This is a genomic window from Bacillus sp. MM2020_4 (assembly GCF_011250555.1).
Classification (GTDB): Bacteria; Bacillota; Bacilli; order Bacillales; family Cytobacillaceae; genus Neobacillus.
The window spans coordinates 1-26,787 of the sequence record NZ_JAANMZ010000020.1; the positions used below are offsets into that span (position 1 = coordinate 1).

Here is a 26,787-nt window from a genome sequence, read left to right on the forward strand (position 1 = left end):
TTTGTATCATAATACCCACCCGTTAAAATTGATACTATAATTATACAGCAAAAAAGGTATAATTCCCTCAATGAATGAGGTATTATACCCTTTTTACATTTTTTAGGTGGACTTTTTCAGTGCCCTCCATTACAGGGTCTGTTTTCTTGGCAGGTCTTATGCTTTCCGAACGTTAACCGCTTGCGGTCCACGTTGTCCATTTTCAATATCAAATGTGACCTCTTGACCTTCATCTAAGGTTTTATATCCTTCGCCTTGAATCGCTGAGAAATGAACGAATACGTCATCTCCACCTTCACGCTCAATGAATCCAAACCCTTTTTCACCGTTAAACCATTTTACCTTACCATGTTCCATTTCTTTGTAGCCTCCTAGCATGTAACAATTACATGATTTTGCAAAATATACTTGCCCAATTATTTTTACCCATAAATTATCGTCATATACCAAAAAAAAGCTAAAAAGTAATTTTTTTATCTATGAAGAACCCATTTATGAATTGCTTGGGCCACGCCATCCTCTTCATTTGTTCCAGTAACCCAGTCTGCTGCCTCTTTTACTACATCCTGTGCATTCCCCATGGCTACACCAAGACCTGCTTCTTTAATCATCATTAAGTCATTGCGGCTGTCGCCACAAGCCATGACATGTCTCATTTCAATTCCGAGACGGCCGCAGACAATACCCAGGCCTTTCGCTTTATTAATTCCAAACGGATTGACCTCAATATTCTTTAAGGTGGAATTACTTATCTCGAATTCGCCCTTTGCCTCCAATTCCTTTAGAATAAGCTCCCTTGTAGCATCATCATCAATATTGAAGCCAAATTTTAACCATTCCATTGTATGTACGTCCTCAGGCATTTCATCGTGCCAATTCCGTTCCGTGCTGATCGCCCAAAACTTTGTTTTATGCTGTTTTGTTAGTTCCCACATCCATGCAATTGATTCTGCTTTCACTAAATTCCTTTCGACCAGCTCCCGTTTTTCATCCCAGATTTCACTGCCATTAACGGTCACCAAATACGATGTCAGTTCCAGCGCATCTGCATGTTCTCGACTTGTTTTTAATGACCGACCTGTACTTAGAACCACATAGATTCCCTTCTCCTGAGCCGCTTTAATTGCCTGCCGATTCGCTTCTGATATCTCACCCTTGTTGTTTAAAAGAGTACCATCCATATCAAGTGCAACTAATTTAATGTCACTATCGTTTTTAAAATTCTCCATATGTTGTAAATAACACCTTCCTCTTGTTTACTTCCTTTAGCGTACACTTTTGTTTTCTATTTTTCAAAGATTCACCCCTTAATGATTTACATAATATTTTTATGTTTAACAACAAAAAAAAAGAATCCTGCATCATTTTAACAGGATCCAGCTGTATGAGATACGATAGTAAAAATTTCGACTTTGAGAATGGCCAGGTTCAGGCGCCTTGCGCTTTTCTTAGGTTATTGCCGTTGAAATTGAGCTCGGTGAAGATTAGCAAAAATACCGTCCTGTTCAATTAATTCATCATGACGGCCTTCTTCGGCAATTCCCTCTTCTGTTACAACCACAATCCGGTCTGCATTACGAATGGTTGCGAGCCTGTGGGCAATAATGAGGGTGGTTCTATTTTGCGCAAGCTCTGTCAAGGCCTCTTGGATCACCATTTCTGTTTCTGTATCAAGTGCTGAAGTGGCTTCGTCCAGAATCAAGATAGGCGGATTTTTTAAAAACATACGGGCAATCGCAATACGTTGTTTTTGACCACCGGAAAGCTTTAACCCTCGTTCGCCAATCTGTGTCTCGTAACCATCCGGCAATGACGCAATAAACTTTTCTAGGTGTGCACGGCGTGCCGCCTCAGTAATTTCCGCATCGGTTGCATGCTGTTTCCCGTAAGCAATATTTTCACGGAGTGTCCCGGTAAACAGAAATACATCCTGTTGTACAATCCCAATTTGAGAACGCAATGATTTTTTTGTCATGTTGCGGATATCTAGACCATCAATGTAAATGCCACCTTCATTGACATCATAAAATCGCGGAATCAAGGAGCAAATCGTTGTTTTACCCGCTCCTGACGGCCCAACAAAGGCTACAGTCTCACCAGAACGAATGGTTAAATTAATATTTTCTAGGACTGATTTGTGTCGATCGTAACGGAAGGAAACCTCTTTAAACAGGATATTGCCTTTAAGTGTTTCCACCTCAACCGCATCCTCTGTATCCTTTACTTCCGGTTCCGAATCAATCAATTCAATAAAACGTTTAAAACCCGCCATTCCTTTCGGATACAACTCCATTATGGCACTGATTTTATCAATTGGTTTAAAGAGGACATTAACATAGAGGATAAAGCCTACTAATTCCCCATATGTAAGCTGTCCCGAAAAGCTTAACCAGGCACCATAGACAAGAACGATAATCGTAATGAGCCTTGTCATCATATAAATCCCTGAAAGGCTGTAAGACATGACACGATAGCCGCCTAACTTAGCCCCGCGATAGCGTTGATTATTCTGTTTAAACCTACTAATCTCAAACTCTTCATTCGTAAATGATTGCACAACACGGCTACCGGAAACACTATCCTCAACGCGTGCGTTGACGTCCGCAATGCTTGAATACATTTGACTCCATGCCTTGTTCATTTTTAAATTACAAACCACAACCAAGATCATCAAAAAGGGCAGAATGATCACGGCTACCAGTGACAATTTCACATTAATCGTCATCATGATCCAGAATGCGCCAATAAACGTCATCAACGCTATAAAGACATCCTCCGGTCCATGGTGGGCAAGTTCCCCTAAGTCGAACAAATCATTGGTAATTCTACTCATGATATGACCTGTTTTCGTATTGTCGAAAAAACGAAATGATTGTTTCTGAACATGCTCAAACAATTCTTGCCGCATATCGGTTTCAATATTAATTCCGAGCTTATGCCCCCAATAATTCACAATATATTGCAGGAATGTACTTATTAAATAAACGAGGAAAAGGCCAATACTCACGGTAACGATCGTTTTCCAATCACCCCCGGGGAGCAAATCATCAATAAACCATCCAACCGCAAGCGGGAAGGCTAATTCAAGGATAGCAACAACCACAGCACTGCTGAAATCCAATAGGAACAGCCGTTTATGCGGCCGATAATATGAAAAAAAACGTTGAATCATAGATAATCTCCTTTTTTCTTAAATAGCAATACTAGGATTATATGAGAAAAATATGTACAATTTCAAGTATTATGAAAGTTCGGCGCAAAAAAACACTTGGCAGCATATGCCCCAAGTGCTCCTTTATCTTAATGGTGATGATGGTGTGCGCCTTTTGCAGGATTGGTAATCAACCATTCTTCCTTTGGTACATGGAAAAATTGAATCCAGATATCCTCTAGGTATTCATTATTTTTCTCAAGAATAAAGTCAAGTTCCTTATCCGTATGAACCACGTCATCATTTTCTGTTGGCGTATCAAGCATCAAATCATAGTGTGCATGATCCCCGTGAACGCTGGTGACGTAAACTCGGAACAGTTTATCCTGTGCCTCTTCTTGTTCTAACATTTTTTTCAATGCTTTTGCAGCATTGCGATTAATTTTCACCTTCATTTTAAGATCTCCTCTATTATGTATTCCTTAAATATTATCCCACTATTATCTTAAAATAGACAGTTTCTAGCTTTAATACCGGCAATACCTTGAATATTCTTATTTTTATTTTGGATTATTTCTCCTTTTTGTCTTGACCAATTGATAACCGATAAAGGCGACATATAGGGGTATAGCCACATAAATAAAATAGGGGAATCGGTGTTGCTCTTTTTTGAAAACAATGTATATGGCATATCCTAAAAACAGGGTAATGATTATTCCGTATTTCGGCAACGGAATATCCTTTAAACTAGGGATTTTTATCGTACTTACCATCAAATAGCAAAGCAAAAAGAAGGCAATAACAAAAATAAAGCCAGCCATTTTGCCATGGAACAGTGTTAACAGGGTTAACACTCCGCCCGCAGCCGTAATCGGTACACCTGTAAAATACTTTAATGAAGATTTCACCGCATTGATGTTGAATCTGGCCAAGCGGTATGCCCCGAATAAAGGAAATAGACCTGCCACCGCCATCCCCAACACGCCAAAGGAAGAAAAGTAGGAATAATAGGCCATCATCGCCGGTGCAACACCGAATGTAACAATGTCTGCTAAGGAGTCAAGTTCCTTCCCTAAATCACTTTCCACTCGGAGCATTCTGGCAATTCGGCCATCCATACTATCAAGCATCATCCCAATTAAAATCAAGATTGCTGCATTCTTGTAATCCCCTTGTGCCGAATACATAACCGATAAAAATCCAAAAAAAAGATTAGCTAAAGTAAATAAATTTGGAATACTGTTTCTAATAATAAAGACCACTCCACTTTTCAATTACCGGGCGTTACTAATCGAACTAATTATATGCCCGCTCTTTTATATTTCTGTTGATACCGCTTTTCTTGGTAATATTGAAAAAACCATATCGCCGTTGTTAACCAAAACCCGCTTGCAAGATATCCCCCCATTATATCACTCGGAAAATGGACACCAAGGTAAATCCGACTAATCCCAATAGCGAGAATCATAAAACTGCTGCAAACGATAAGGACACTTCGCCCCCATTTACTCGGAATATGACGCCATAGTAAAAATGTGAGAATTACATATACCGTGAAGGCATTCATGGCATGTCCACTTGGATAGCTGTATCCTGAAATATCAATCAAACGATGAAAATCAGGGCGTACCCGTTTAAAAATATGCTTTAAAATACCGTTTAAGACAGCTGAACCAATAATTACAGACATAAATAGAATAAGTTCCGAACGGTGATGTAATACTTTATATAGAAAAAATACAAATAAGATAATCAGGACTGTCACAAATGGCGCCGATCCAATGAAGGTAAAAAACTCCATAACCTTTGTTAAAACAGGTGTCTCCTGTCCTTGAATAAAGGCAATCACACGATTATCAAAATGGATAATTTTTTTGTCGCTAATCAATAAGGATACTAGACTAAAACCAATAACACAAATTGTACTGATGAAGAAAGCAATGATAAGATTCGATTTTAAATTCATACTACGTCCTCTATATTTTATTCTTCATGCACACTTTAGAACTATTTTTGGGAAATACAAACACCCTTTGACCAAAATAATTTAAAAAAGTGTACATTCCCGTTCCGACCAAAACAGCAAAATCTATTATGACCTTGTCATTAAACAGCTCATTCGCATGAAACAGCCATACCACAAGTCGTTCACCTACTTGATAGGAAATAAAATAACAGCACAAAATGACAATTACAAAACGAACGGCACTCGTTGACACAGAATTTTGGCTCTGAAAGGTAAATTTCCGATTCAAGAAATAACTTACAATGGCTCCGACTGAATTCCCAAGAAAAGTGGACATCCAATACGTGAGGCCTAATGCATGTAAAAATAAATACATAAAAGATAAGCCTACTATCGTATTTACGATCCCTACTATAATAAAACGAACAAATGAATACCTCATTTCATCACCTATAAACCGTAAGAGCGGTCAATGATTTCAACTTTCATTATTGTACCCTAAAAGTTAACAAATAGAAATGGTTTTAAGCGGGCCAAAGCAAGTAGCTTTGCCCGTTAATCCCAACGTCCTTTTCCTTTTCACAAGACTTTTTCGGTCTTTCTTTGTGGATGATCCTTTGAAAAAAACCACCCTGCAGCTGCAATCCCCACTAAAACTAGATAAAAACTTACCTTCCATTCTGTTGAATGGGCAAAATCTTCACTAAGAATCGCTAATGACGGATGTGAAAGGGTATAAACAGCAAGTTTAACACCGACCCAACCGACAATTGTAAAGGCCGCGATTTCAAGACCAGGCCTTTTCTCTAGCAGCTTCACAAACTGGTTGGCAGCAAAACGCATGATGATCAATCCGATAATACCTCCGGCAAAGATCACTAAGAACTTACCACCGTCAAGCCCCCCAATATTGGGAAGTTTTGTGTCTGGAAGAACCACTGCCATCGCAACCGCTGCAAGAATAGAATCAACGGCGAAAGCAATATCCGCTATTTCTACCTTGAATACAGTCGTCCAAAATCCTCCAGCCTTCCGTAATACCTTCTCCTCTTTTTTGCCTGTTTTCCCTCTCATGACTTTCCGGAAAATATGATTACTTGCCATGAATAATAAATATAATGCCCCAATTGCTTGAACCTGCCAGACATCAACAAGAAATGAAATCACAAATAATGACGCAAAGCGGAAGACAAATGCCCCAGCAAGACCATAGAACAATGCTTTTTTCCGCTCTTCCTCAGGTAAATGTTTCACCATAATGGCGAGAACCAAGGCATTATCCGCTGCCAACAAACCCTCCAAAGCCACCAAAATCAATAATACCCATCCATATTCCAGTAAAAGAGTCAAATCCATCTTTCATTCCCCCAATATGATCTTCATTTTCAACAAATACTCCCTCATGCCATAAAAATAGGCCTTTACTTAGATACAGTAAAGGCCTAAAAAAACACAAAAAGACCATTACAGTAAAGTAAAGGTCTTGCTAACAACGTCCATGTTGCCAATAAAGCCGGAGAAATGAATCCTCGAAATGACGACTTTATTGTAGCAGCTACTCCCCTTTAAAAAGGAAATATTTAATTACTAATATTATATGATACTTTTAATCATGTGTCAATCTGTATAAATTTTACAACTAAAGAGAAAATAACGTGGAGAACCCTGATACACATATTTTATTTACCAGGAGGACTTCGCCTTATGCAAGAAAAACCATGGAAATCGGTTGGAACGTCCGAACAGAGAATTGATGCGGTCGAAAAAGCAGCAGGAACGGTGAGATACCTGGGGGATTTCTCAACCCCGGGCTTAGCCCATGCGAAATTAGTAACCAGCACACATGCCCATGCAAAAATTAACCACATCGATCTTACTGAAGCATGGAAAGTACCGGGAGTCCGTGCCATCGTGACCGGCAACATGTTCCCTTATCATATCGGACCAATTCTTGCAGATCGGCCCCCGTTAGCTTTCGAAAAAGTACGGTATTATGGGGAACCAGTAGCCATTGTTGTGGCGGACCATGAATACCAGGCTAAAAAAGCTTCTCAGCAGGTAAAAGTTGACTATACCCCATTACCGGTGGTGAATTCTGCTCAAGAGGCTTTCAAAAACGATGCACCGTTAATTCATGAAAATTCCGGTCAATATATAAAGATTATTAGCAATGTCTACCCTGTTCAAGGGACGAATATTGGCAGTCATATCAAAATTCGCAAGGGAGATTTTATTAAGACCTGGGAAAAATGCGACTCCAAAATAAGCGCAAGCTATTCCTTTAATTTATCTGACCATGCAGCATTAGAAACCCGTGGTACAAGAGTAGAAATAAATCCGGCCGGTAAGGTCGTGGTTCACTCAACAACCCAGTCCCCATTCACGATTAAAAAGGTGTTAAATCAATTTTTTAATATCGATGTAGGAAATATCATCGTCCATACACCTTTGATTGGCGGTGCATTTGGCGGAAAAGGCACTGTTCAGCTAGAACCGCTTGCGTACTTAGCATCAAAGGCGATTGGCGGGAAAATGGTGAAATTGGAATATGAACGTGAGGAAGATTTAATCACGGCGCCATGTCACATCGGGCTTGAGGCTTCTATTTCTCTTGGTACGAATAGAGAAGGAAAAATAATGGCGGGTCAATATACCTTCTTGATTGACTCCGGTGCATATACAGATCAAGCTGCCGGGATTACCCGTGCAATGGCACTCGATTGTACAGGCCCTTATGATGTACCGAACGTTTGGTGCGATTCTTATTGTATGTATACGAACCATCCTTTTGCCACGTCATTCCGGGGATACGCCCACCCGGAACTCACCTTTGCAGTTGAGCGGACGATGGATCAGCTGGCGCAACAATTAAACATGGACCCGACGGAGCTACGAAAAATAAATGCAATTAAACCCGGTAACACCTCTCCTACCCAGACTGTTCTTAACGCTAATAATATTGGTGATGTCGATAAATGCATAGAACGAGCTAAAGAGCTGATTAAATGGGATGAAGGACAACGGATTGAAATCTCCAAAAATAAAATAAAGGCTAAAGGAATTAGTACCTTTTGGAAGACATCGACAACATCGACAAACGCACAATCAGGAGCTGTTATTAAGTTTGAGGCAGATGGCAGCGTGAATTTGAATTGTGCTGCCATTGAATTAGGCCAAGGAACCAAAACCGTTTTAGCCCAATTAGTTGCGGAACGATTAAAAATGGATATTAAAAAAGTCCATGTCACAATGGAAGTAAATTCACAGTATGACCCCCATCAATGGCGGACTGTTGCCAGCAGTACAACATTTCTAGCTGGAAGAGCCGTCATGGCTGCGGCAGATGATGCTATCTCTCAATTAAAACGAACTGCCTCCATCGCTATGCAATGTTCAATGGAAGATTTGGAGGTTGGCGGTGGCCGGGTATACCTTAAACCAAGCCCTGAATACGGAATGAACATTGAAGATTTAGCTTTGGGATATAAGTATCCAAATGGCCATGCAGTGGAGGGACAGGTTGTCGGCCATGGAAAATATATTCAGCGGCATTTAACCCCGATGGATAAAGAAACAGGATTTGGAAAACCTGGGCCATGGTGGTCCGTTGGAACCCAAGCGGTAGAAATCGAATATGACACAAACGATTGTACCTATAAACTATTGAAAGCGGTAACCGTTCTAGATGGCGGAACGATCATTAACCCGGCGATGGCCACCCAGCAAATGCGTGGCGGCATGTATTTAGGACTTAGCTTTGCCAGTAGAGAAGCTTTTATTTTTGATGAAACCGGAAAAGTTCTAAATCCACAACTAAGAACCTATCAAATGATACGGTTTGGAGAACAACCGGTAGAGTATTTAGTAGATTTTATTGAATCCCCTTCCGCTGATGGACCATACGGGGCACGAGGCATTGGTGAATACGGTGTCATTGGAATGGCGGGTGCCCTGGCAAATAGCCTTTCCACAGCGGCACAGGTAGAGTTAAATCATTTACCACTTATCCCGGAATTAATCTGGAAGACACGGAAGGAGACCCAAAATGATTCCGTTTGACTTTGAATACTATAAGCCAGAGACCATAGCCGAAGCGATTCAAACGTATCAAGACCTTCGCAATCAAGGAAAAAAGGTGATCTACTATAGCGGTGGGACCGAATTTATTACTTTTTCCCGCATCAATCAAATGGCAGCAGATGCCATTATCGATATTAAGGGGATCCCTGAGTGTCATGTACTGGAACAGCAGGGTGATCAATTCGTCATCGGTTCTGCTGTTTCTTTGAATAAGATTACAGAATCCTCAATATTCCCGTTACTGGGACAAACGGTTAAACAGATCGCAGATCATACTTCAAGGAATAAGATTACCATTGGGGGAAATATTAACAGCCGATTAATTTATCGGGAAGGCATTTTACCGCTTCTTTTATCGGATGCAAAAGTAAAACTGGCAAGGAGTGAGGGTGAGCTGGTTCTCCCATTAACAAATATTCTTGATAAGGAGCTAAAGATCGGTAGCGGGGAATTCCTTGTGCAAATTTTGGTGAAAAAAGGTTATGGGACTCTCCCCTTTGCCAGCTTAAAAAAAACCAAAATCACGAAGGTTAGTTATCCAGTCGTTTCGATTGCAGCGCTCGTAAAAGATCAGAGAATCCGTACCGCCTTTAGCGGTGTATGTGAATATCCATTCAGATCCGACCAAGTAGAAGCAGCATTAAATGAAACATCCCTCTCCATGGCAGAAAAGATTAATAAGGCAGTTAGTTTACTGCCAGCGCAGATTATTGATGACATACAGGCATCCCGCGAATACCGTACATTTGTTTTAAAAAATGCTTTACATGAAATAATGGATTCTTTGGAGGTGGCACCGGCATGATCCAAAAAAGTTTAGCCAAAACTGTTGTCAACCTGCATGTAAACGGGGAAACACATGAGGTAATGGTTCGATCGGCTGATACCCTTTTACATACGTTGCGTGAGCAACTGGGGTTAACTGGGGCAAAGCGAGCCTGTGAAAATGGGGATTGTGGGGCTTGTACCGTATTAATCAATGGGGAGCCCATACATTCCTGCCTATCCCTTGCCATCGAAACCATTAACCAGCCCATTACCACCATTGAAAGTCTTATGGATTCACCAATTCAAAGGATATTTGTCGAAAAATGGGCTATTCAATGTGGTTTTTGTACCCCTGGTTTTATCTTAAATTGCCATGCCCTGGCAAAGAAGCATCCCAATGCGGATGAAGAGGTCATAGAGGAATGGATGCAATCCAATCTCTGCCGCTGTACGGGTTATCAAGAAATAAAAGAAGCCGTAAAAGCGGCTGTTCAAGCAGAGAAACAAGCATAAAAAATACCCAGCTTTCATTTGAAAGCTGGGTTCGTCAAGGATTTACCCTTTTTTAAAGCTATAATTTCCTTCATTAAGTGACTCAATCAAACTAAGTGTCTGAGCTGCTTGCTCAATTTGCTGCTGGACTTGTTCTAATTGCTGCTGCTGAGCAGTGGTTGCCTGGGTCACCGCCATTCCTTGCAATTGGTTTAGCTGTTGAACAGCCTGTTGCAGCTGTTGCCCCGCCTGCTGCATTGCCTGCGGATTGGACATCGAAGCATTCTGCTGGATCATTTGCTCAGCCTGCTGCATGGTCTGTAGTGCTTGCTGTTTTTGAGTTTGAAATTGCTGCTCCATCATTGCCTGATTTTGATTCAGCTGCTGCTGTTGTTGCTGTATTTGTTGTTGTTGAAAGCTTTGTGACTGATTTTGCTGCTTATTTTGTTTTTTCATGAACAACCCTCCATTTATATACCGTTTCCTTTAGTTTCTATTGATTCCATCTTTTTATCCAAATAAAACGCAAAGGATGTGCAACCATTTGGAGAAACAGAAAAAGAAAAAGTCTCATTTTCCTTTTCGTCTAAATGTACTTTTCTTTAGTGTATTTCTATTATTTTCGATATTAATTCTTCGACTGGGCTTCGTCCAAATTGTTTATGGAGAAAATTTCAAGCGGGATTTGGAGAGAAAAGAAGATTTTACCGTTAGCCACCCTGTCCCTCGCGGAAAACTATTCGACCGTGATTTTCGTGTCATTGTCGATAACGCTCCAAAAAGTGCCATTACTTTTACAAATGAAGGTTTTAGTCAACAAGAAATGCTTGAAACTGCAAAGAAATTAGCTCAGTTGATAGAAAAGAAAACCGATAAGGTCACAGATAGAGACAAGCGGGATTTTTGGATATTAAAGAATCAGGTACGTGCTGATAGCAAAATCACTAAAATGGAAAGGGGCTTATATGAGGCCAAAAAAATAACCGATAAAGAAATCTATCAATTAAAATTAGGCCGCATCACGGAGGAAGATTTGAAAGAATTAACGGATGAAGACCTTGAAGTACTAGCGATTTTTCGTGAATTTACCAGCGGGTATAAATTCACCTCGCAAATGGTAAAAAACGAAGCGGTTACCGAAAAGGAATTTGCAGTGGTTAGCGAAAATCTTCATTCTCTTCCAGGGATCGAAACAACCACGGATTGGGATCGTACCTATGCCTTTAACCATACACTGAGATCTGTTTTGGGAAAAGTGACCAACTCCGGTGATGGTCTGCCTGCAGATCAATTAGATTATTTTTTGGCAAGGGGCTATAGCCACAATGACCGAATAGGGAAAAGTCAGTTAGAAATGCAGTATGAGGATGTCCTTCATGGCTATAAATCCAAGGTGAAAAATATTACCGATAAAACAGGCAGTGTCATTGACACCCAATCTGTTTTAACAGGGAAGAAGGGGAAAGATCTTGTTTTAACAATTGATATGGACTTACAAATGGCCATCGATAAGGTGGTTGAAGAGGAACTTTGGGCGGCTAAGAAAGCACCCGGTACCTATTTATCCGACCGGGCCTATGTCGTTTTAATGGATCCTTGGACTGGGGAAGTCTTAACAATGTCCGGTAAAAAAATGGTTAAAAATCAAGAAACCAGTAAAGTAGAAATGGTTGATGATGCCCTAGGTACTTTTACCACTACCTATAGTGTTGGCTCAACGGTAAAAGGAGCGACGATTTTAACCGGCTATAAAACAGGGGCCATTTCACCCGGGACCGCTTTTGATGATTCCGGTATCAAGATTAAAGATACGCCCATCAAAAAATCCTATGCCTATTTAGGTAGATTAAATGAAATTGAAGCCTTAAAAAAATCTTCAAATGTCTATATGTTCCATACTGCAATTCATATTGGTAAAGGACATTATGAATACGATAAACCCTTAAATTTCACGAACAGAATGGCGTTCGAAACCATTAGAAACTCCTTCGCCTCGTTTGGGTTGGGAACTCGAACCGGCATTGATTTGCCAAATGAACAAACGGGATTTAAAGGGCAAAGCAGGCTGCCTGGGTATTTACTTGACCTAGTGATTGGCCAATATGATACATATTCCGCCATGCAGTTGGCACAATACATTTCCACTATTGCCAATGGTGGCTACCGTATGCAGGCCCATGTGGTGAAACAAATTCGGGAACCCGCGAATGAAAAGGATGAGCTCGGACCCATTCTTCAAGAAGTCAATCCAACCGTCCTAAATACGATTGATGTAAAAAGGGAATGGATGAATCGTGTCAAATTAGGTTTCAAAAAGGTGATGCAGTCCCCAGGAGGCACAGCCTATAAATTTTTCGCAGATGCCCTGTATTCACCTGCCGGAAAAACCGGAACTGCCGAAGCCTTTTATGACGGACCTTTAAGAGGGAATTACGGGAAAGTGCCGCCGCCCGTTATGAACCTTAGCCTAGTTAGCTACGCCCCTAGCACACATCCGGAAATAGCCATGGCTGTATTAGTGCCATGGGCCTACGAAGGAAAGGAAGACAATCGTGTTAGCCTAAAAATCGGACGAAGAGTTTTAGACACATACTTCCAAATGAAGAGAAAATGAGGGACAGAGAAAAACGCCAATGGACTCATCCTGGCGTTTTTCCTTTCTCCTTTAGCACCGATTTCACTGCCTTCTCAATTTCGATATAGCTTGTGCAGCGACAAATATTTGATTCAAGCCATTCTTTAATGGTTTCATTATCGGCGTCCGGATGCTGCTCAATTAACGAGTGGCAATTCATAATGAAGCCTGGTGTACAATAGCCACATTGAAAGGCGAAGTTCTCTATAAATGCTCGTTGGATAGGAGTATCGACCAGTCCCTCTATTGTTGTCACGTTTTTCCCAACCGCTTCCACCGCTAGCATCAAACAGGATTTCATCGGCCAGCCATCGACATTCACTGTGCATGCACCGCAGTCACCATTTAAACACCCTGGCTTCGCCCCAGTTAGACCAAGCTTCCCTCTTAGCGCATATAAAAGAGTGTCCGCGGATCTGACGGTAACTATCCGACTTTCTTCATTTATCTTTAACGTAATCGTGGAGGATTTCAAATTCTCAGCTCCTTTCCCCTTACTAAATTTGAAATCTTACCCTCTATCAAGAGCTGCCAGCATATCAAAAAGCAAATTCCGTAATACAAATAGACGATATTCACTAGACCCCTCAACATCATCTAAAATCGGCTGCGGTAATACGGCCAATGCCCCCTCCACCCTCACTTCTTTCGATTGCCCTTGATTATTTAATGCCGATTCAACCTCTCTTGAGCGAAACGGAAATGGGCACAGCCCGCTTATACCCACACGAATCTGTTGATCCATTTTTAAAGCAGCAATGGTAATCAAGGGATAGCCAGTATCCCACTGCTGGCGTCGTTTGATACTAAAAAACGGGGCTCTGATAAACCGATTTTCGGTTGCAATTTGAATCAGAAATTCGCCTGGTTCCAATACTAACTCTTCATTAAATATTTCATTAATCAGAACAATCTTCTTCCCATTTGGTCCAATCAATAATACTTGGCTGTCTGCAAGTAGAAAGGGCAGAACCGTTTCCCGGTAAAAAATTCGTGCACAAATATTCCCGCCCAAGGTAATTTTTCTGCGCGCCGTATGATCGGCAACTCCGCTGGCAATTCTTGTTAATAACGGGAATAGATTTGCTTCCTCAATGGTTGTAAGGGAAAGCGTACTGCCAAGAAACAGGTGATCCCCACTTCCCTGCATAACACCGCAATCAGCAATATTTTTAATATCAATCACAGCTTCAGTAGTAGCTAAATCAATTCTTCCAAGTGTGATTAATTCTGTTCCACCCGAAAAAATAAACGGCTGTTTGCCCTCTTGCTCTAAATATTGTAATAATCCAACGGCCTCTTGCAATGTATCCGGCCGATAATAATCAAAATCGAATGACAGCATTACCGTGCCGCCTCCTTTGCCTTCCAAATTAACTCTGGAATTAATGGCAAATGGTGGAGCGAAACACCCGCTGCGGTCGACAAGGCATTTCCAAGTGCTCCGGGCATCCCCATCAATCCATGTTCCCCAACACCACGGGCTCCATAAGGACCATCAATCTGCGGGGTTTCTACAAATCCCACCACGTATTCAGGATTCTCTCCATACCTCAGCGGCCTGTAAGTACGGAGCTGTGGATTCATAACCCGGCCAAGCTCATCAAAATAAAACGTTTCCCTGCCTGCGAATGCGAGGCCCATGCTCATTGCGCCCATAACCTGACCAAGAGCTGCTTTTTCGTTCATCACTTTGCCAATATCAACGACCGTACAGGCTTTAACTAGCCGGTACGTGCAATCCCGCCGATCAAATTCGACCTCAACCCCGTAGGCCGCAACCGTCCATTCCGGACCAGGCTTCCCTGCACCTGTTTCAGGATCCAAATGGGTAAGATGACGCAAAATATAACTTCCGCTTCCGATAATTTGCCCGCCAATCGTTTGCCCATTTGGATACTTATAGCCACTGGCAAGTTCTTTAAAATCAAGGCCGATGGATGGATCATCCCGTAAAAAAACACGGCTGTTCGCTATTTCCAGATCCTCCTTAGGTGCTCTTAAAACACAGGCGGCAATTTCCTTTAACTGATGAATCACGTCCTCTGCCGCCCGTAACACAGCCCTTCCCCCCATGAAGGTACCTCTGCTTGCCACCGTCTTCCAATGCTCTGGTGTTGTTTGGGTATCCACTTCCATCCTTACATGTATATGATCTACATCCATTTTCAAGCGTTCGGCTAGAATCTGTGCAAGGACCGTTTTGGTTCCGGTACCAATTTCAATGACTCCGGACATGAGGTTAATCGTTCCATCCCGATTAAAGGTCAAAATGACGCCAGATGGGGCATCCGTGTCAATCGTCGACGTTTTCCAGCTGCAGCTGACCCCTTTTACCCGAATATATCGATTATTTAACTCCTTTACAGCCCCCTCATCCCAATGGATTAGGTCTCGAACCTTTTCAATACATTTCCTCAGATTACCGACATTACTATTATTTAACAAAACCCTTGTCGGTGTGGTATTGCCCGGCATAATCGCATTCATATACCTAAGCTCAAGCGGATCAATCGTTAATTTTTGCGCTAATACATCCATTGTCCGTTCAATCGCAAATGAAAGTTCTGAATGACTAAAGCCCCTGAATGGGGATGCATACGGATGATTCGTGTACATACAGTACGAATCACACCAAACATTTTCTATATTGTATGGCCCTGTACAATCAACGGCACCTGACCTTGTGACATCAATCGCTTTATCGGAATAAGCTCCGCCATCCCACAAATAGCGGATTTCTGCCACCTGAATTTTTCCATTTCTCAAAGCCCCTAACTTAACAACTGCATCTAAACCAATATGACACGGCGAGGTAATAATATCTTCTTCTCTAGTATTCAAAATTTTCACAGGTTTTCCACCGACCGCTTTGGATGCCAAAAAGGCAAGTACCTCCAGCTGGATCGCGGCCTTACCGCCGTATGCTCCGCCAACAAGCGGAGTTGTAACGGTAATTTTCCCCAGATCCTCCCCGAAATAATCAGCGATCAGCCTTTTAACCATAAAGGGCGCCTGCGAAGACGTCATAATCATGATCTTTCCATCCGGCATAATCTCCGCTGTCGCACAACGGGTTTCCATTGCCGCATGATCTGAAGGGGCAAAAGAGAAACTGGCTTCCACAACTGTTTCACTAGCCGCCCATCCCTTTTCCGTATCACCCTTACGAATTTTAATATGTGTGGCGATATTGGTGCCAGGCACCGGTTGTGAATCGTCTTCCTTTTTATATTCACCCAAGTGCTCGTGCACTAAGGGTGCGTCACTTTGGAACGCCTGGGTTGGTGAGTTGACAACCGGCAGCAATTCATATTGAACCTTAATAAGGTCAGCGGCCTTCTTTGCTTGCACTGGCGTATCCGCTACAACAAGGGCAACAGGTTCACCATGGTAGCGAACCTTATCAATAGCAAGCGGCGGACGGTCCCGTATTGCCTCACCCGTAAGTGGAAAACGTTCCCCGGCAAGGATTGCCCTTACACCAGGAACCTGCCAAGCTTCTGACAGATTAATGCTGATAATTTTCGCATGTCCATAGGGGCTGATGACCATTTTTCCTGACAGCATCGGAACCGTATGGTAGTCATGGGTATACTTGGCGCGTCCCGTCACCTTATCTAATGCATCTTTGCGGATGACACTTTTCCCGATAACCTCCACCTTCATCCCTCCTTATCTATAGGAATGGCCGATTTTTCAATAAAAACTGGTAATCCTCTTCCGTATCCACATCAAAAAAATAAACATCCGTATTCAATTTTATTTGCTTTCCCAAACAGCCACTGCGAAGCAAACTTCTAGCCCCCTGATCCCCTTCTAATTCCTTTATTCTCGGAAAAAGACTATTCGCTAATAGAACGGGTGGTTTCATCACGCCATGATGCGAAAAGGCAACAAACTGCTCAGATTCATGGTATTCATCTATTAATTGATTAATCATTTTCGTTGTCACAAACGGCTGGTCAGCTAGCAAAACGACAATACCAGCTGCCCCCGTTTCCGCAGCTGCCATCACCCCCACTCTCAGCGAGGCGCTCTGACCCTTATCCGCTTCCTTACATTCTACAATTCTCAAACCTTCACTATTTGAAAAAGGGACTAACCATTCTAGCGGATCTCCCTGCCGTGTAATAACAAATGTAACATCTAACTTGGATTCCAGTGCCTCCCTTAAGGCGATGCCCCCCAACAGCCGATTCCCTAACCGCAAGTTTACCTTTGGACGACCCATTCTGCTGCTCCTCCCTGCAGCGAGATAAATACCGACTAATCCGGAATGGTCCATAACAGCTCCACCCGTTCATGCACAGGTCTTCTCCACACTTCTACCATTTCCGCGACCACACTGACAGCAATTTCAGCTGGCCCTTTAGCTCCAATCGCTGCACCCATTGGCGAGTGAATCCATTTTGGAACAATTTCACCTTTTAATAGTCTTTTTGTCCGTTCCTTTGGCCCCAACACTCCTAGGTATCGAATATTCTTATTTCGCACCTTCATTAAAATTTCTTGATCCCGCTGAAAATGATGTGTCATCACCACAACAAAATCATAGGGTGAAAAAGAGATTCGTCTACAAAGATTTGCGGGGAATCCCAAAAACAGCTGCTCAGCCGCTGGAAAGTTTTTTTTCTGACAAAATGATTCCCGCCAATCACAGACCAATACGGTAAAACCTGTACCCGCTGCTAATGACACAAGTGGGATTGCATCCGGACCTGCTCCGAAAACAATCAGTCTTGGCTTTGGGTGGTACGTATGCTGAAATACAGTGGGGGCACCAGACATGACACCACTTTTCGTGGTAAACTCAATGACCGGGACCGGGCCAGACCAGTTTCCAAACGGTTCGCCCTCCTCCTCAATAAATACATATTCCCCCAATTCATTTAGCTTTTTTAACCCTATAATAGGTTTATGCCGACTAAGAAGCGTTTTTACTAAGCGAAAATCCTCTTTTACTTTATCCGTGATGGGCTCGATTAAAATATCGATCGTTCCATTACAGCCGGCACCTTGGCCCCAGCTTAAATCGTCCTCATCAAATAAGTCGTATTGAACCATCATCGCCTCCTGTTTTTCGAAAACTTCCTTCACCTTTAATGCCAAGTCTGTTTCCAAGCATCCCGCCGTTAGCATGCCGATTTGCGTGCCATCTGCATAAAAAACCATCATTGCGCCTTCTTTTTTATAAGACGACCCCTTTACACAAACGATTGTTGCTAAAACGCTCGGCTCTGGATAATCAAGTCCGTCTAAAATTTGATGAAAATCCTCCACGCTTCTCCCCCACTTCAAACACATGAATTCCTATCTTATTTATATTAGGACGTAAGCTATTCCTAGAATGATTAATTTTTCAATTGCTGCTTTCATACATATTTAGTAAAAATGTCTTAAAGGGGCGTTCATCATGAAATTGGTAAAATTTAAAGATCCACTACCTATTCCTCCTGTTTTAAAACCAAAGTGGAAATCGGGAGACTATACGTATTATGAAGTAATCATGAAGGAAACGAAGCAATCAATCCATAGTGATTTACCGAATACCACCATCTGGGGATATGACGGAATCTATCCGGGACCGACAATAGAAGTAGAGTCAGGAGAAAGAGTATTTGTTCAATGGAAAAACGAGCTGCCAGACAAACATTTATTCCCGATTGATCATACAGTCCATGGCGCTGAAAAGGAAAAACCGGATGTTCGGACGGTTGTCCATCTCCATGGGGGCAGAACAGAGCCAGCGAGCGATGGTTATCCTGATGCATGGTTCACGCACGGTTTTGCTGAAAAAGGCCCTTTCTTCGAAAAAGAAATTTATGAATATGGTAATCAACAAAATGCACGCACACTTTGGTATCATGATCATGCGATTGGGTTGACACGATTAAATATATATGCCGGACTTGCCGGGTTTTATTTGATTAGGGACCGCCACGAACGTTCATTAAATCTTCCTAGCGGTCCTTTTGATGTCCCATTATTACTGCAAGATCGAACATTACACGATAATGGCTCATTGTCGTATCCAAATCAGCCGGAAAACAATTCCTCCGGTATCATCCCATCCATCATTACCTCATTTTTTGGTGACATGATTGTTGTTAATGGAAAGGTATGGCCATTTTTTGAGGTGGAACCGAGGAAATATCGCTTTCGCCTATTAAATGGTGCAAATGCCCGCTTTTTTCGACTAACACTAGATTCCGGGCAATTATTTTTTCAAATTGGCACGGATAGCGGATTTCTGGAACGACCGATTGGTATTTCATCGTTATTACTCGCACCCGCAGAACGTCTGGACCTTATCATTGATTTTTCAAATATGGACGGGAAATCAGTTATTTTAAAAAATGATGCTCGGACGCACTTTCCAATTGGTGATCCTGCTAATCCTGAAACAACCGGGGTCGTCATGGAATTTCGGGTAACGAAGCCGCTATCAAGCATCGATACGAGCATGATCCCCGCCTATTTGCGCCAGATTAACTGGCTGCGGGCTAATTCCGTCCAAAAGCAAAGATACCTGGAATTAAGCGAGGAAAAGGATCAATTCGGTAGATCCCTATTTCTACTTGATAAAAAAATGTGGGATGACCCCATTACGGAGAATCCGCGTCACAGCACAATAGAAAGATGGAATTTTGTTAACACGAATGGCGACGATCACCCCATTCACATCCATCTCGTTCAATTTCAAATTTTAGAAAGACGCCCCTTCGATGTGGATTATTATAAAAAAACGAAGCAGTTGAGGTACACGGGGCCTGGGATCCATTCTGAGATAAGTGAGCGCGGTTGGAAGGATACAGTCAGATGCCCACCAGGTCATGTTACCAGTATTATCATCCCGTTTTTCCCCTTTACTGGTCAATATGTTTGGCATTGCCACATGTTAGAACACGAGGATTATGAAATGATGCGGCCATATCAAGTCCTTCCGCCAAACGAATGATTGTTAAACTTTCACAAGGTTGGGAATGATAAATCTACCACGATAGGATTAGGATGGAGATTATGGGACTTGTTATTTTTTTGGTCATTGCCTGGTTGGTTTTATCCGTTTTCTTTTCACTAAACAATAAGCTGCCTGCGAGAGTTAATATCATTCTTTTTCTCATTATCCAGATTGTCCATATTAATTTTTATACTATTTTCTCATTTACCTTAGAATGGTTTACAGCGAGTAGAAGCCCTGTCGGATTTATTACAGATATTGTTTTTCGAGATAGTATCCTTCCCGGTTTGCTGCTGCTATTTATTAATTTATTTTATTCAACAAAACGAGCAGGTAATAGAATCGTTATCGCTTTAGTCATATGGCTTCTTTTAGTGGTAATGGGCCATTCATTGTTTGATTTTGGTTTTGAACATAAAAATCACTGGTCCATCTTCTATTTGGGTCTATTTTGTTTAGGGATGATGGCCTTTTCGATTCTTATCAAAGTTTTGTTAATGAAAATCTACTTGAAGGAGAAAAATAGGTATGATGACCCATCACCATTATGATCATCATTTTAATGGAAATGAATGGTTTGTTATTGGTATGATTATTGGTGGATTGGGTCTTATTTATTTTCTACCAAAGATGTACCCGCTTCTAACCACGTTATTCTTTCTGCTCATGGGGCCCTATTTAGGTTTGGTTTTTGACCATACCCTGGCTGTCCCGCCCCTTGACCTCTACGATGTTGGTGATTCCCCTGGCTACTCGTTGTTCGATTTATTATCGTATACTATGTATGCACCCTTTGGATATATTTTCATTTATTTTTATGAAAAGCTTTATATAAAAGGGCAGGCCACAGTGATCTATATTATCATTTGGTCTCTAATGGCCATTCTTCTAGAATGGATGTGTGTTAAGGTAGGTATCTTTCAGTACAAAAATGGCTATAAACTCTTCTACTCTATACCGGTCTACTTTTTCGTAGAAAGTCTTCTACTTTTGTTATATCTGAAATTCTTCAAAATCAAACCAAGGAACCATAATTAAAGTGTGTTTTGGGGACACTTACCTGTATCTGATATTTCCAAAGGAATGTTAATTTATGAAGAAAAATCGATCTCTATTTTTAACGGCAGTAGCTTCCGGAACGATGTTAAATCCGCTTAACTCTTCGATGATCGCCCTTGCACTACATAGTATTCAAAAGGATTTCGGGCTTTCCTTTACAACTGTATCCTGGTTGATTTCCAGCTTTTATTTAGCTAGTGCAGTGGCACAGCCAGTTACAGGGAAAATTGGTGATATTTTCGGGCGAAAAAAGACCTTTTTATCAGGGCTTGTGCTGGTCGCAATTTCTGCCTTTGGTGCACCACTATCGACTTCCTTTTTAATGTTACTTGTGATGAGAATGATTCAATCCATTGGCAGTAGCGCCATTTATCCATCGGGGATGGCGTTAATACGGGACAATATAAAAGACAGGCAGGCTTCTGCGTTAGCTGTCCTTTCGATTTTTGCCTCGGCGATGGTGGCACTTGGTCCGACAATTGGCGGGTTTTCCATTGTTTGGGGAGGCTGGCCAGCTATTTTTTTGGTGAATTTCCCGTTTATTATCATTAGTTTTCTATTAGGTTGGATTATGTTTCCGAAGGACGTTAAGCAAGATAAAGCACACATGAAAGCACTTTTTTTCAATCTTGATTTTCTCGGGATTTTATTTTTCGCTGCGGGAATGGTCTTCTTTCTATGGTTTCTATTATCGTTTGAAACGAACATTCATGTTCTTTCCGGCATTATAGGTATTCTATTTTTTGTTTTGTTTGCCTGGCGGGAGTTGAGAGTAACTGAACCGTTTATCGATATTCGGATCTTCAAATCACATCCAAGACTATCGATGGTATATATCCAGTTTATCTTTTTAAACATTTTTTTCTATTGTTTATTCTTCGGGCTTCCCAGCTATTTTCAAGAGGTGTTGGGGTTAAGTGTAGAGCATAGTGGACTATTAATGTTATTTATGTCTGGTGTTAGTATCCTTATTTCAACTGTTTCGGGAAAATGGATAGATCGTGCGGGAGTAAACCGACCGATTATGATTGGCTCGTTTATTTCGATTATTGGAGCACTGATTTTTACACTTTTTTTCGTCAATGCCTCTTATCTAATCATTGGGGTCAGCTTATCCATACTGGGTTTAAGCTATGGAATCGGAAATGTAGTCCTTCAAGTTGCAATGTTGAAAGAGAGTCCTAAAGAGATAATTGGAACAACTTCAGGTCTGTTTCAAACATGCAGATATTTAGGCTCTATTTTATCCTCGATCATATTGGGGTTAGTCTTTGGGGCGGGGGTTTCTGCCGATCACATGAAAGTCATCGGCGGAGTATTAATCGTAACAGGAATTATCAGTTTTTTAATGAGCCTCTGGTTTTCTCGGGAAGAGATGAAATTCGGGAAGTTATTTTATCGGTAGTACATAAAATAACACACAAAAGAAGTGTACTGCACTGCCGGCCATCACGAAAAGATGCCAGACGGCGTGATGATATCTAAAACCGCGCCAAACGTAAAAAATAGCTCCAAGTGTATATAGCGCACCACCAATAAATAGGTAAATCATTCCTTCAGGGGAGAGATTGTGTACTAACGGTTTCCAAGCAAGGACAATTAGCCAGCCCATAACAACATAGAGAACTGTTGAAGTGAAAAGATATTTTTTTACAAAAAAACATTTAAAAACGGTGCCAGCCATCGCGAGACCCCAAACGATCCCAAACAGTGACCAGCCCATTGATCCTTTAATGACGATTACTAAAAACGGGGTGTATGTTCCGGCAATAAAAAAATAAATGGACGAATGATCAAATATTTCAAAAATATCCTTCGCCTTACCCTTAGGTAAACTGTGAAGCATAGTGGACGACATATAGAGAATAAACATCGTTACGCCAAAGATCGTAAAACTCACAACATGCCAAGTGGTGCCGTATAACGAAGAAAAAACGATTAAAATAACTAAAGCAGATATGCTAAGTACTGCGCCAATTCCATGTGTAATCGAATTAGCCACTTCCTCTTGCTTTGAAAATATATGTGTTGCTGCCATACTATACTACCCCTTTCACTATCTGACGGACGTATTCATGTAATAGAATTCCTATTTAATATGAACGATATTCATTAAGGTACCATGATTATAGAGCGGGAACAATGGACATTTATCATGTAAAACCCAAAAGACCAATCCCCCTCTGAATTAGCCATCTTTCTCAAACTATTAACCTTTCCTTCATAGTTTGTTCATATTTTTCCATTATTATATAAATAGGTTCACGAAGAACCTGAACCTCCGCCCCCTTTTAATATAGAATTGGAAAATGCCCGGCTAATTAGTCCGGGCACTTTTTTTGCTGCCAATTCCTCCTATCAAGTATACATATCCTTAACTCTGTCAATAACAATAGCAATTATTGTTTTGAGAGGGTGGATGAAATGAAGGGAATTTATTTTATTAATGATCGCATCGGTATAAATGGACTCACTAGGGAAGAAAGTATTTCACTCCAGGAACAGTCAATAAAAAACTATCTATCCAGCCAAAATATTCAAATTGTAAAACTCAACCCCTACCAGTTAAATGAATATTACACAATTCCTCACGCACTTTTATACGATTTAAAAAAAGAAAAAAGCGGGTTTGATTGTTTTATTTATTACTCGCTTCAAACATTGGAGGATTTTATTTACACCTATCCCGCCAAATGGCTCATCTTAAAAAGCTATTTCAAGGAAATCATCATGGTGGAAAAACAGAACGATTTGAATGTCCAAAAGGTTATTTAACAGAATTTTGAGCAGATTTTCGATAGATCATCACAAAATTAATCAAGAAAATGAGTAATAGGTAGCAGCCATAGATCCCAAATGTATAAAGTTTATTTGTACTAAACATTGAACCTGCGTAGGATAAAATCAAGATATTAGGGATTTTCCCTAGTGTTGATGCAATGAAAAAAGTCAGCCATTTGACGCGGCTTAACCCACAAATAATATTAACAACGGGTGCCGGAATGATCGGGATTAATCGACAACCAAGAATCGCAATAAAAGAGTTTCGATGTAGAAATTCCTCATATTCTTGAACTTTTGGGTATTTAATTAGTTTCTCCTCTGCCAAATCGCGGAAACCATATCTACTTAAAAGGAAGAATCCCATTGTTCCAATCATGGCACCTGCTAAAGAAATACATACTCCCTTTGTTGCACCAAATACCGCCCCAATAATCCCCGCTAATATGGGAAAGGGGAGGATTGGAAAAAACACACAAATGGCAACTAGCATCATGCTAATGAAGGCGGATAAGGTTCCACCCTGCTTGACCAGGTAAAGCAACTCATCCTTTTGAAAAAGGCCAACGGCAATAATGATTAATAAGATACCTAAACTACTAATTCTCTTAAACATCTGCTGCTCCCTTCACGAATATGGTTAGTCAATCGTGATCCTAACGGTATTCCGTTATTCAGACAAATCATAAGGCAGCCAAATAGTCACAGTGGTTCCTTCCCCTTGTACACTTTCAATATTGATTTTTCCATTATGGCTTTCAACGATGCGAAAGCATGTCATTAAACCAAGACCTGTCCCCTTTTCCTTTGTGGAATAAAAAGGTTCTCCGAGCTTCGACAGCCTTTCTTTTGGAATGCCACATCCATTATCAGAAAACTGGACATTTACTCCGATATCATCTGAAAAGATCCGTACATGAATTCGTCCATTGATGGATATCGCCTCAAGGGCATTTTGAATCACATTCATAAACACCTGTTTTAATGAATTCGGATCCCCGATAATTTCTTGAATGGGTTGCTCGCTTTCGATATGTAATTTTTTGTTCTTCATTCGTGCTTCAGACTGGAACCGTTGTATGACTTGTTTTACTAAACCTTCAACATGGACAATCATGGTTTTTTCTGCATGTGGCTTTGCCATCGATAAAAATTCAGAGATAATGGTATCTACTCGTAGCAATTCATCTAACACAATCCTTAAGTAGACGGGATTTAGCTCTTTTTCTGCGTGTAAGAGCTGCATGAATCCTTTTATTGGTGTTAAGGGATTACGAATTTCGTGGGCAACTGCTGCCGCCATTTGCCCAACAACTGCAAGTTTTTCGGACCTTTGTAATTGTTTCTCGCGCTGTTTTAGCGCTTCCTCCATATGTTTTTTCTCAGTAATATCAAGGACTTGTCCAAGTAAAAATTCCTCACCAGTCGATTTTTCCCTTATTCTTGATACAGTTAGGATACCTGTTTTAATCTCGCCTAACTTATGAATATACCTTTTTTCAAGCTGGTATTCGTCCCTTGTTCCGTCTAGTATTTCTCCAAAAAGTCGTGCATCCATTAGCATGTCTTCAGGATGTGACACCGCTTCCAAAGGCAGCGATGATATTTCTTCGAATGAATAACCAAGAAACTCACAAAAAGCAGGATTATATTGTATAGTGGAAAAATCAGTAGTACCAATCAGTTGTGGAATTCTGGATTGAATGAAAATCTCTTTATATAGGGTAAAATTAAACATTTGAACCTCCAAAAAAGTTACAGGCATTTAGCAAATTATGAGGATTTTTGTGCAGGTGTAAGACATTGCCTTATTAAGTATAATGCTTAAAGCTCATTTCTTAAAGTATTAATTTTCTGATTTTTCTATAGACAGAAAAGTCTTCTATCTTTCGATAAAAGACTTATCTATTATCCTATTAAAATGCGGTTCTAGCACCTAAATATCTCGGCTTCCAATAAGAATTGGTCATATCAGCAATCGACACACCCGATGACCCGGCCTGAATAAATTTATTGTTACCTAAGTAAATCCCCACGTGGGACGGTCCTAAAGCATAAGTGGTGAAGAAAACAAGATCTCCTGGATTTGGGGTTGAGATTCCTTTAAGTCCTGACCACTGAGTTGCAGCTGTTCGTGGAAGGGCTATTCCAATTTTATTATATACAAAGCTAGTAAATCCGCTGCAATCAAAGCCAGACGGTGTATTTCCGCCCCATAAATAAGGGGTTCCGATATACTTTTTTGCTTCATCCATGACCAATTGAGCCTTCGATACCGCAGTATTAGCACTTGTTCCTTTTACTACCAGCTTCTGACCCACATAAATCATATCAGAGGTTAACCCATTTAGCCCCTTCAATTCATTTACAGTTATCCCATTTGATCTTGCAAGACCATATAAGGTATCACCAGCCTTAACAGTATATGTACTTGTGACAGTTTGTGGAGGTGTTTGTTCATGGCTATGGGGAGCTAGTAATGATAGGTTCTGATTCACATAGATGGTATCACCTGACAGGTGATTCCAATTTTTCAAATCCGCAATTGATATGTTGTTTGTTTGCGAGATTTTCCAAAGAGTATCCCCCGACTGTACTTTATAATTCAATTCATGTGCACTTGCCGACCCGCTAAACGAGGTAAACAGGATACCGGCTGTTGCCGCGACTGTGAGTAGATGTTTTTTCATAGATGAATACACTCCTTATTTTCTTTGTCTTTCTATCATAAAGGAGAGCACCAGTTGGATAAAGTACCAAAGATATGGTTTACATGGTAATAATTTCAACCTTTTAGAATAATAGACTCCATTGTAACAAGAGAAAAGGTAACCCAAACTTAGTCTTATCACGATTTTGACACGGATTCCTCCACATTCTAGTAATATTAT

Annotated in this window: 27 protein-coding genes; 9 read left to right on the forward strand and 18 right to left on the reverse strand. The window is 41.0% G+C overall.

Going from position 1 to position 26,787, the window contains the following annotated elements; all coding sequences use genetic code 11:
- Positions 1-156: 156 nt before the first annotated feature.
- The 8 genes from G6554_RS13515 to G6554_RS13550 all read right to left on the reverse strand — a co-directional run bounded on the left by G6554_RS13515 (position 157) and on the right by G6554_RS13550 (position 6,473).
- Positions 157-357 carry a cold-shock protein gene (locus tag G6554_RS13515; RefSeq protein ID WP_007086815.1) on the reverse strand — a complete coding sequence of 67 codons (201 nt, stop codon included), beginning with the start codon at positions 355-357 and terminating at the stop codon, positions 157-159.
- Positions 358-473: 116 nt separating this feature from the next.
- Complete coding sequence (locus G6554_RS13520; RefSeq protein WP_166242683.1) at positions 474-1,229, reverse strand: Cof-type HAD-IIB family hydrolase; 756 nt, start codon at positions 1,227-1,229, stop codon at positions 474-476.
- A gap of 224 nt (positions 1,230-1,453) precedes the next feature.
- Positions 1,454-3,172, reverse strand: coding sequence for an ABC transporter ATP-binding protein (locus G6554_RS13525; protein ID WP_166242685.1), 1,719 nt, complete (start codon positions 3,170-3,172; stop codon positions 1,454-1,456).
- Positions 3,173-3,300: 128 nt separating this feature from the next.
- Positions 3,301-3,606 (reverse strand): iron-sulfur cluster assembly accessory protein, encoded by a 306-nt coding sequence (locus tag G6554_RS13530; RefSeq protein ID WP_166242687.1) that lies wholly within the window; start codon positions 3,604-3,606, stop codon positions 3,301-3,303.
- Positions 3,607-3,711: 105 nt separating this feature from the next.
- A complete protein-coding gene (gene pssA / locus G6554_RS13535; protein WP_166242815.1) occupies positions 3,712-4,413 on the reverse strand; it encodes a CDP-diacylglycerol--serine O-phosphatidyltransferase in 702 nt (233 codons plus the stop codon).
- Positions 4,414-4,451: 38 nt separating this feature from the next.
- Entirely contained in the window at positions 4,452-5,117 is a 666-nt protein-coding gene (locus tag G6554_RS13540; protein ID WP_166242689.1) for a phosphatase PAP2 family protein, read from the reverse strand.
- Between the two features lie 10 nt (positions 5,118-5,127).
- Positions 5,128-5,559, reverse strand: coding sequence for a GtrA family protein (locus tag G6554_RS13545; RefSeq protein WP_166242691.1), 432 nt, complete (start codon positions 5,557-5,559; stop codon positions 5,128-5,130).
- Between the two features lie 137 nt (positions 5,560-5,696).
- Positions 5,697-6,473, reverse strand: coding sequence for a TerC family protein (locus tag G6554_RS13550; protein ID WP_166242693.1), 777 nt, complete (start codon positions 6,471-6,473; stop codon positions 5,697-5,699).
- A gap of 348 nt (positions 6,474-6,821) precedes the next feature.
- Here G6554_RS13550 and G6554_RS13555 point away from each other — a divergent pair, with 348 nt between their 5' ends.
- From G6554_RS13555 to G6554_RS13565, 3 genes are read left to right on the forward strand one after another with little or no spacing between them, the layout of a single operon-like run.
- The gene (locus tag G6554_RS13555; protein ID WP_166242695.1) at positions 6,822-9,176 is read left to right on the forward strand and encodes a xanthine dehydrogenase family protein molybdopterin-binding subunit; all 2,355 of its coding nucleotides are present in this window, start codon (positions 6,822-6,824) and stop codon (positions 9,174-9,176) included.
- Positions 9,163-10,002, forward strand: a complete 840-nt coding sequence (locus tag G6554_RS13560) for an FAD binding domain-containing protein (RefSeq protein ID WP_166242697.1) — start codon at positions 9,163-9,165, stop codon at positions 10,000-10,002. Before G6554_RS13555 ends, G6554_RS13560 begins: the two co-directional genes overlap by 14 nt.
- Positions 9,999-10,478 carry a (2Fe-2S)-binding protein gene (locus G6554_RS13565; RefSeq protein WP_207343041.1) on the forward strand — a complete coding sequence of 160 codons (480 nt, stop codon included), beginning with the start codon at positions 9,999-10,001 and terminating at the stop codon, positions 10,476-10,478. Before G6554_RS13560 ends, G6554_RS13565 begins: the two co-directional genes overlap by 4 nt.
- Positions 10,479-10,520: 42 nt before the next feature.
- Here the strand turns inward: G6554_RS13565 and G6554_RS13570 are convergent, their stop codons facing one another.
- Positions 10,521-10,913: a hypothetical protein gene (locus G6554_RS13570; RefSeq protein ID WP_166242699.1), complete on the reverse strand. Its 393-nt coding sequence runs from the start codon at positions 10,911-10,913 to the stop codon at positions 10,521-10,523.
- Positions 10,914-11,001: 88 nt separating this feature from the next.
- On the opposite strand from G6554_RS13570, the gene G6554_RS13575 reads away from it, so the two are divergent.
- A complete protein-coding gene (locus tag G6554_RS13575) occupies positions 11,002-13,071 on the forward strand; it encodes a peptidoglycan D,D-transpeptidase FtsI family protein (RefSeq protein ID WP_166242701.1) in 2,070 nt (689 codons plus the stop codon).
- A 25-nt stretch (positions 13,072-13,096) separates the two neighbouring features.
- On the opposite strand, the gene G6554_RS13580 is transcribed toward G6554_RS13575, so the two are convergent.
- Genes G6554_RS13580 through G6554_RS13600 form a run of 5 tightly spaced genes read right to left on the reverse strand, consistent with a single transcriptional unit; the run spans position 13,097 to position 18,375 of the window.
- Positions 13,097-13,567, reverse strand: coding sequence for a (2Fe-2S)-binding protein (locus tag G6554_RS13580; protein WP_166242703.1), 471 nt, complete (start codon positions 13,565-13,567; stop codon positions 13,097-13,099).
- 36 nt (positions 13,568-13,603) lie between these two features.
- On the reverse strand, positions 13,604-14,437 hold the full coding sequence (locus tag G6554_RS13585) for an FAD binding domain-containing protein (RefSeq protein ID WP_166242705.1): 834 nt from the start codon (positions 14,435-14,437) through the stop codon (positions 13,604-13,606).
- Positions 14,437-16,761: a xanthine dehydrogenase family protein molybdopterin-binding subunit gene (locus tag G6554_RS13590; protein WP_166242707.1), complete on the reverse strand. Its 2,325-nt coding sequence runs from the start codon at positions 16,759-16,761 to the stop codon at positions 14,437-14,439. Before G6554_RS13590 ends, G6554_RS13585 begins: the two co-directional genes overlap by 1 nt.
- 10 nt (positions 16,762-16,771) lie before the next feature.
- Entirely contained in the window at positions 16,772-17,380 is a 609-nt protein-coding gene (locus G6554_RS13595) for a nucleotidyltransferase family protein (RefSeq protein ID WP_166242709.1), read from the reverse strand.
- Positions 17,362-18,375 (reverse strand): XdhC family protein, encoded by a 1,014-nt coding sequence (locus G6554_RS13600; RefSeq protein ID WP_347564306.1) that lies wholly within the window; start codon positions 18,373-18,375, stop codon positions 17,362-17,364. The genes G6554_RS13595 and G6554_RS13600 overlap by 19 nt, the downstream gene beginning before the upstream one ends.
- Positions 18,376-18,508: 133 nt before the next feature.
- Here G6554_RS13600 and G6554_RS13605 point away from each other — a divergent pair, with 133 nt between their 5' ends.
- The 4 genes from G6554_RS13605 (at position 18,509) to G6554_RS13620 (ending at position 22,520) form a co-directional block, all read left to right on the forward strand.
- Positions 18,509-20,053, forward strand: a complete 1,545-nt coding sequence (locus G6554_RS13605) for a multicopper oxidase family protein (protein ID WP_166242713.1) — start codon at positions 18,509-18,511, stop codon at positions 20,051-20,053.
- Positions 20,054-20,115: 62 nt separating this feature from the next.
- Positions 20,116-20,607 carry a hypothetical protein gene (locus G6554_RS13610; protein WP_166242715.1) on the forward strand — a complete coding sequence of 164 codons (492 nt, stop codon included), beginning with the start codon at positions 20,116-20,118 and terminating at the stop codon, positions 20,605-20,607.
- A complete protein-coding gene (locus G6554_RS13615; RefSeq protein WP_166242717.1) occupies positions 20,585-21,094 on the forward strand; it encodes a hypothetical protein in 510 nt (169 codons plus the stop codon). The genes G6554_RS13610 and G6554_RS13615 overlap by 23 nt, the downstream gene beginning before the upstream one ends.
- Positions 21,095-21,149: 55 nt before the next feature.
- Positions 21,150-22,520, forward strand: coding sequence for an MFS transporter (locus G6554_RS13620; protein ID WP_166242719.1), 1,371 nt, complete (start codon positions 21,150-21,152; stop codon positions 22,518-22,520).
- Here G6554_RS13620 and trhA read toward each other — a convergent pair.
- Positions 22,506-23,153 carry a PAQR family membrane homeostasis protein TrhA gene (gene trhA, locus G6554_RS13625; RefSeq protein ID WP_166242721.1) on the reverse strand — a complete coding sequence of 216 codons (648 nt, stop codon included), beginning with the start codon at positions 23,151-23,153 and terminating at the stop codon, positions 22,506-22,508. The genes G6554_RS13620 and trhA overlap by 15 nt on opposite strands.
- Positions 23,154-23,539: 386 nt before the next feature.
- Between trhA and G6554_RS13630 the strand changes: the two genes are divergently transcribed.
- Positions 23,540-23,890, forward strand: coding sequence for a hypothetical protein (locus tag G6554_RS13630; RefSeq protein WP_166242723.1), 351 nt, complete (start codon positions 23,540-23,542; stop codon positions 23,888-23,890).
- Here the strand turns inward: G6554_RS13630 and G6554_RS13635 are convergent.
- The 3 genes from G6554_RS13635 to G6554_RS13645 form a co-directional block, all read right to left on the reverse strand.
- Entirely contained in the window at positions 23,883-24,512 is a 630-nt protein-coding gene (locus G6554_RS13635; RefSeq protein WP_166242725.1) for a TVP38/TMEM64 family protein, read from the reverse strand. The genes G6554_RS13630 and G6554_RS13635 overlap by 8 nt on opposite strands.
- A gap of 54 nt (positions 24,513-24,566) precedes the next feature.
- Entirely contained in the window at positions 24,567-25,634 is a 1,068-nt protein-coding gene (locus G6554_RS13640; RefSeq protein WP_166242727.1) for an ATP-binding protein, read from the reverse strand.
- 178 nt (positions 25,635-25,812) lie between these two features.
- Positions 25,813-26,586, reverse strand: a complete 774-nt coding sequence (locus G6554_RS13645) for a C40 family peptidase (RefSeq protein WP_166242729.1) — start codon at positions 26,584-26,586, stop codon at positions 25,813-25,815.
- Between the last annotated feature and the right edge of the window lie 201 nt (positions 26,587-26,787).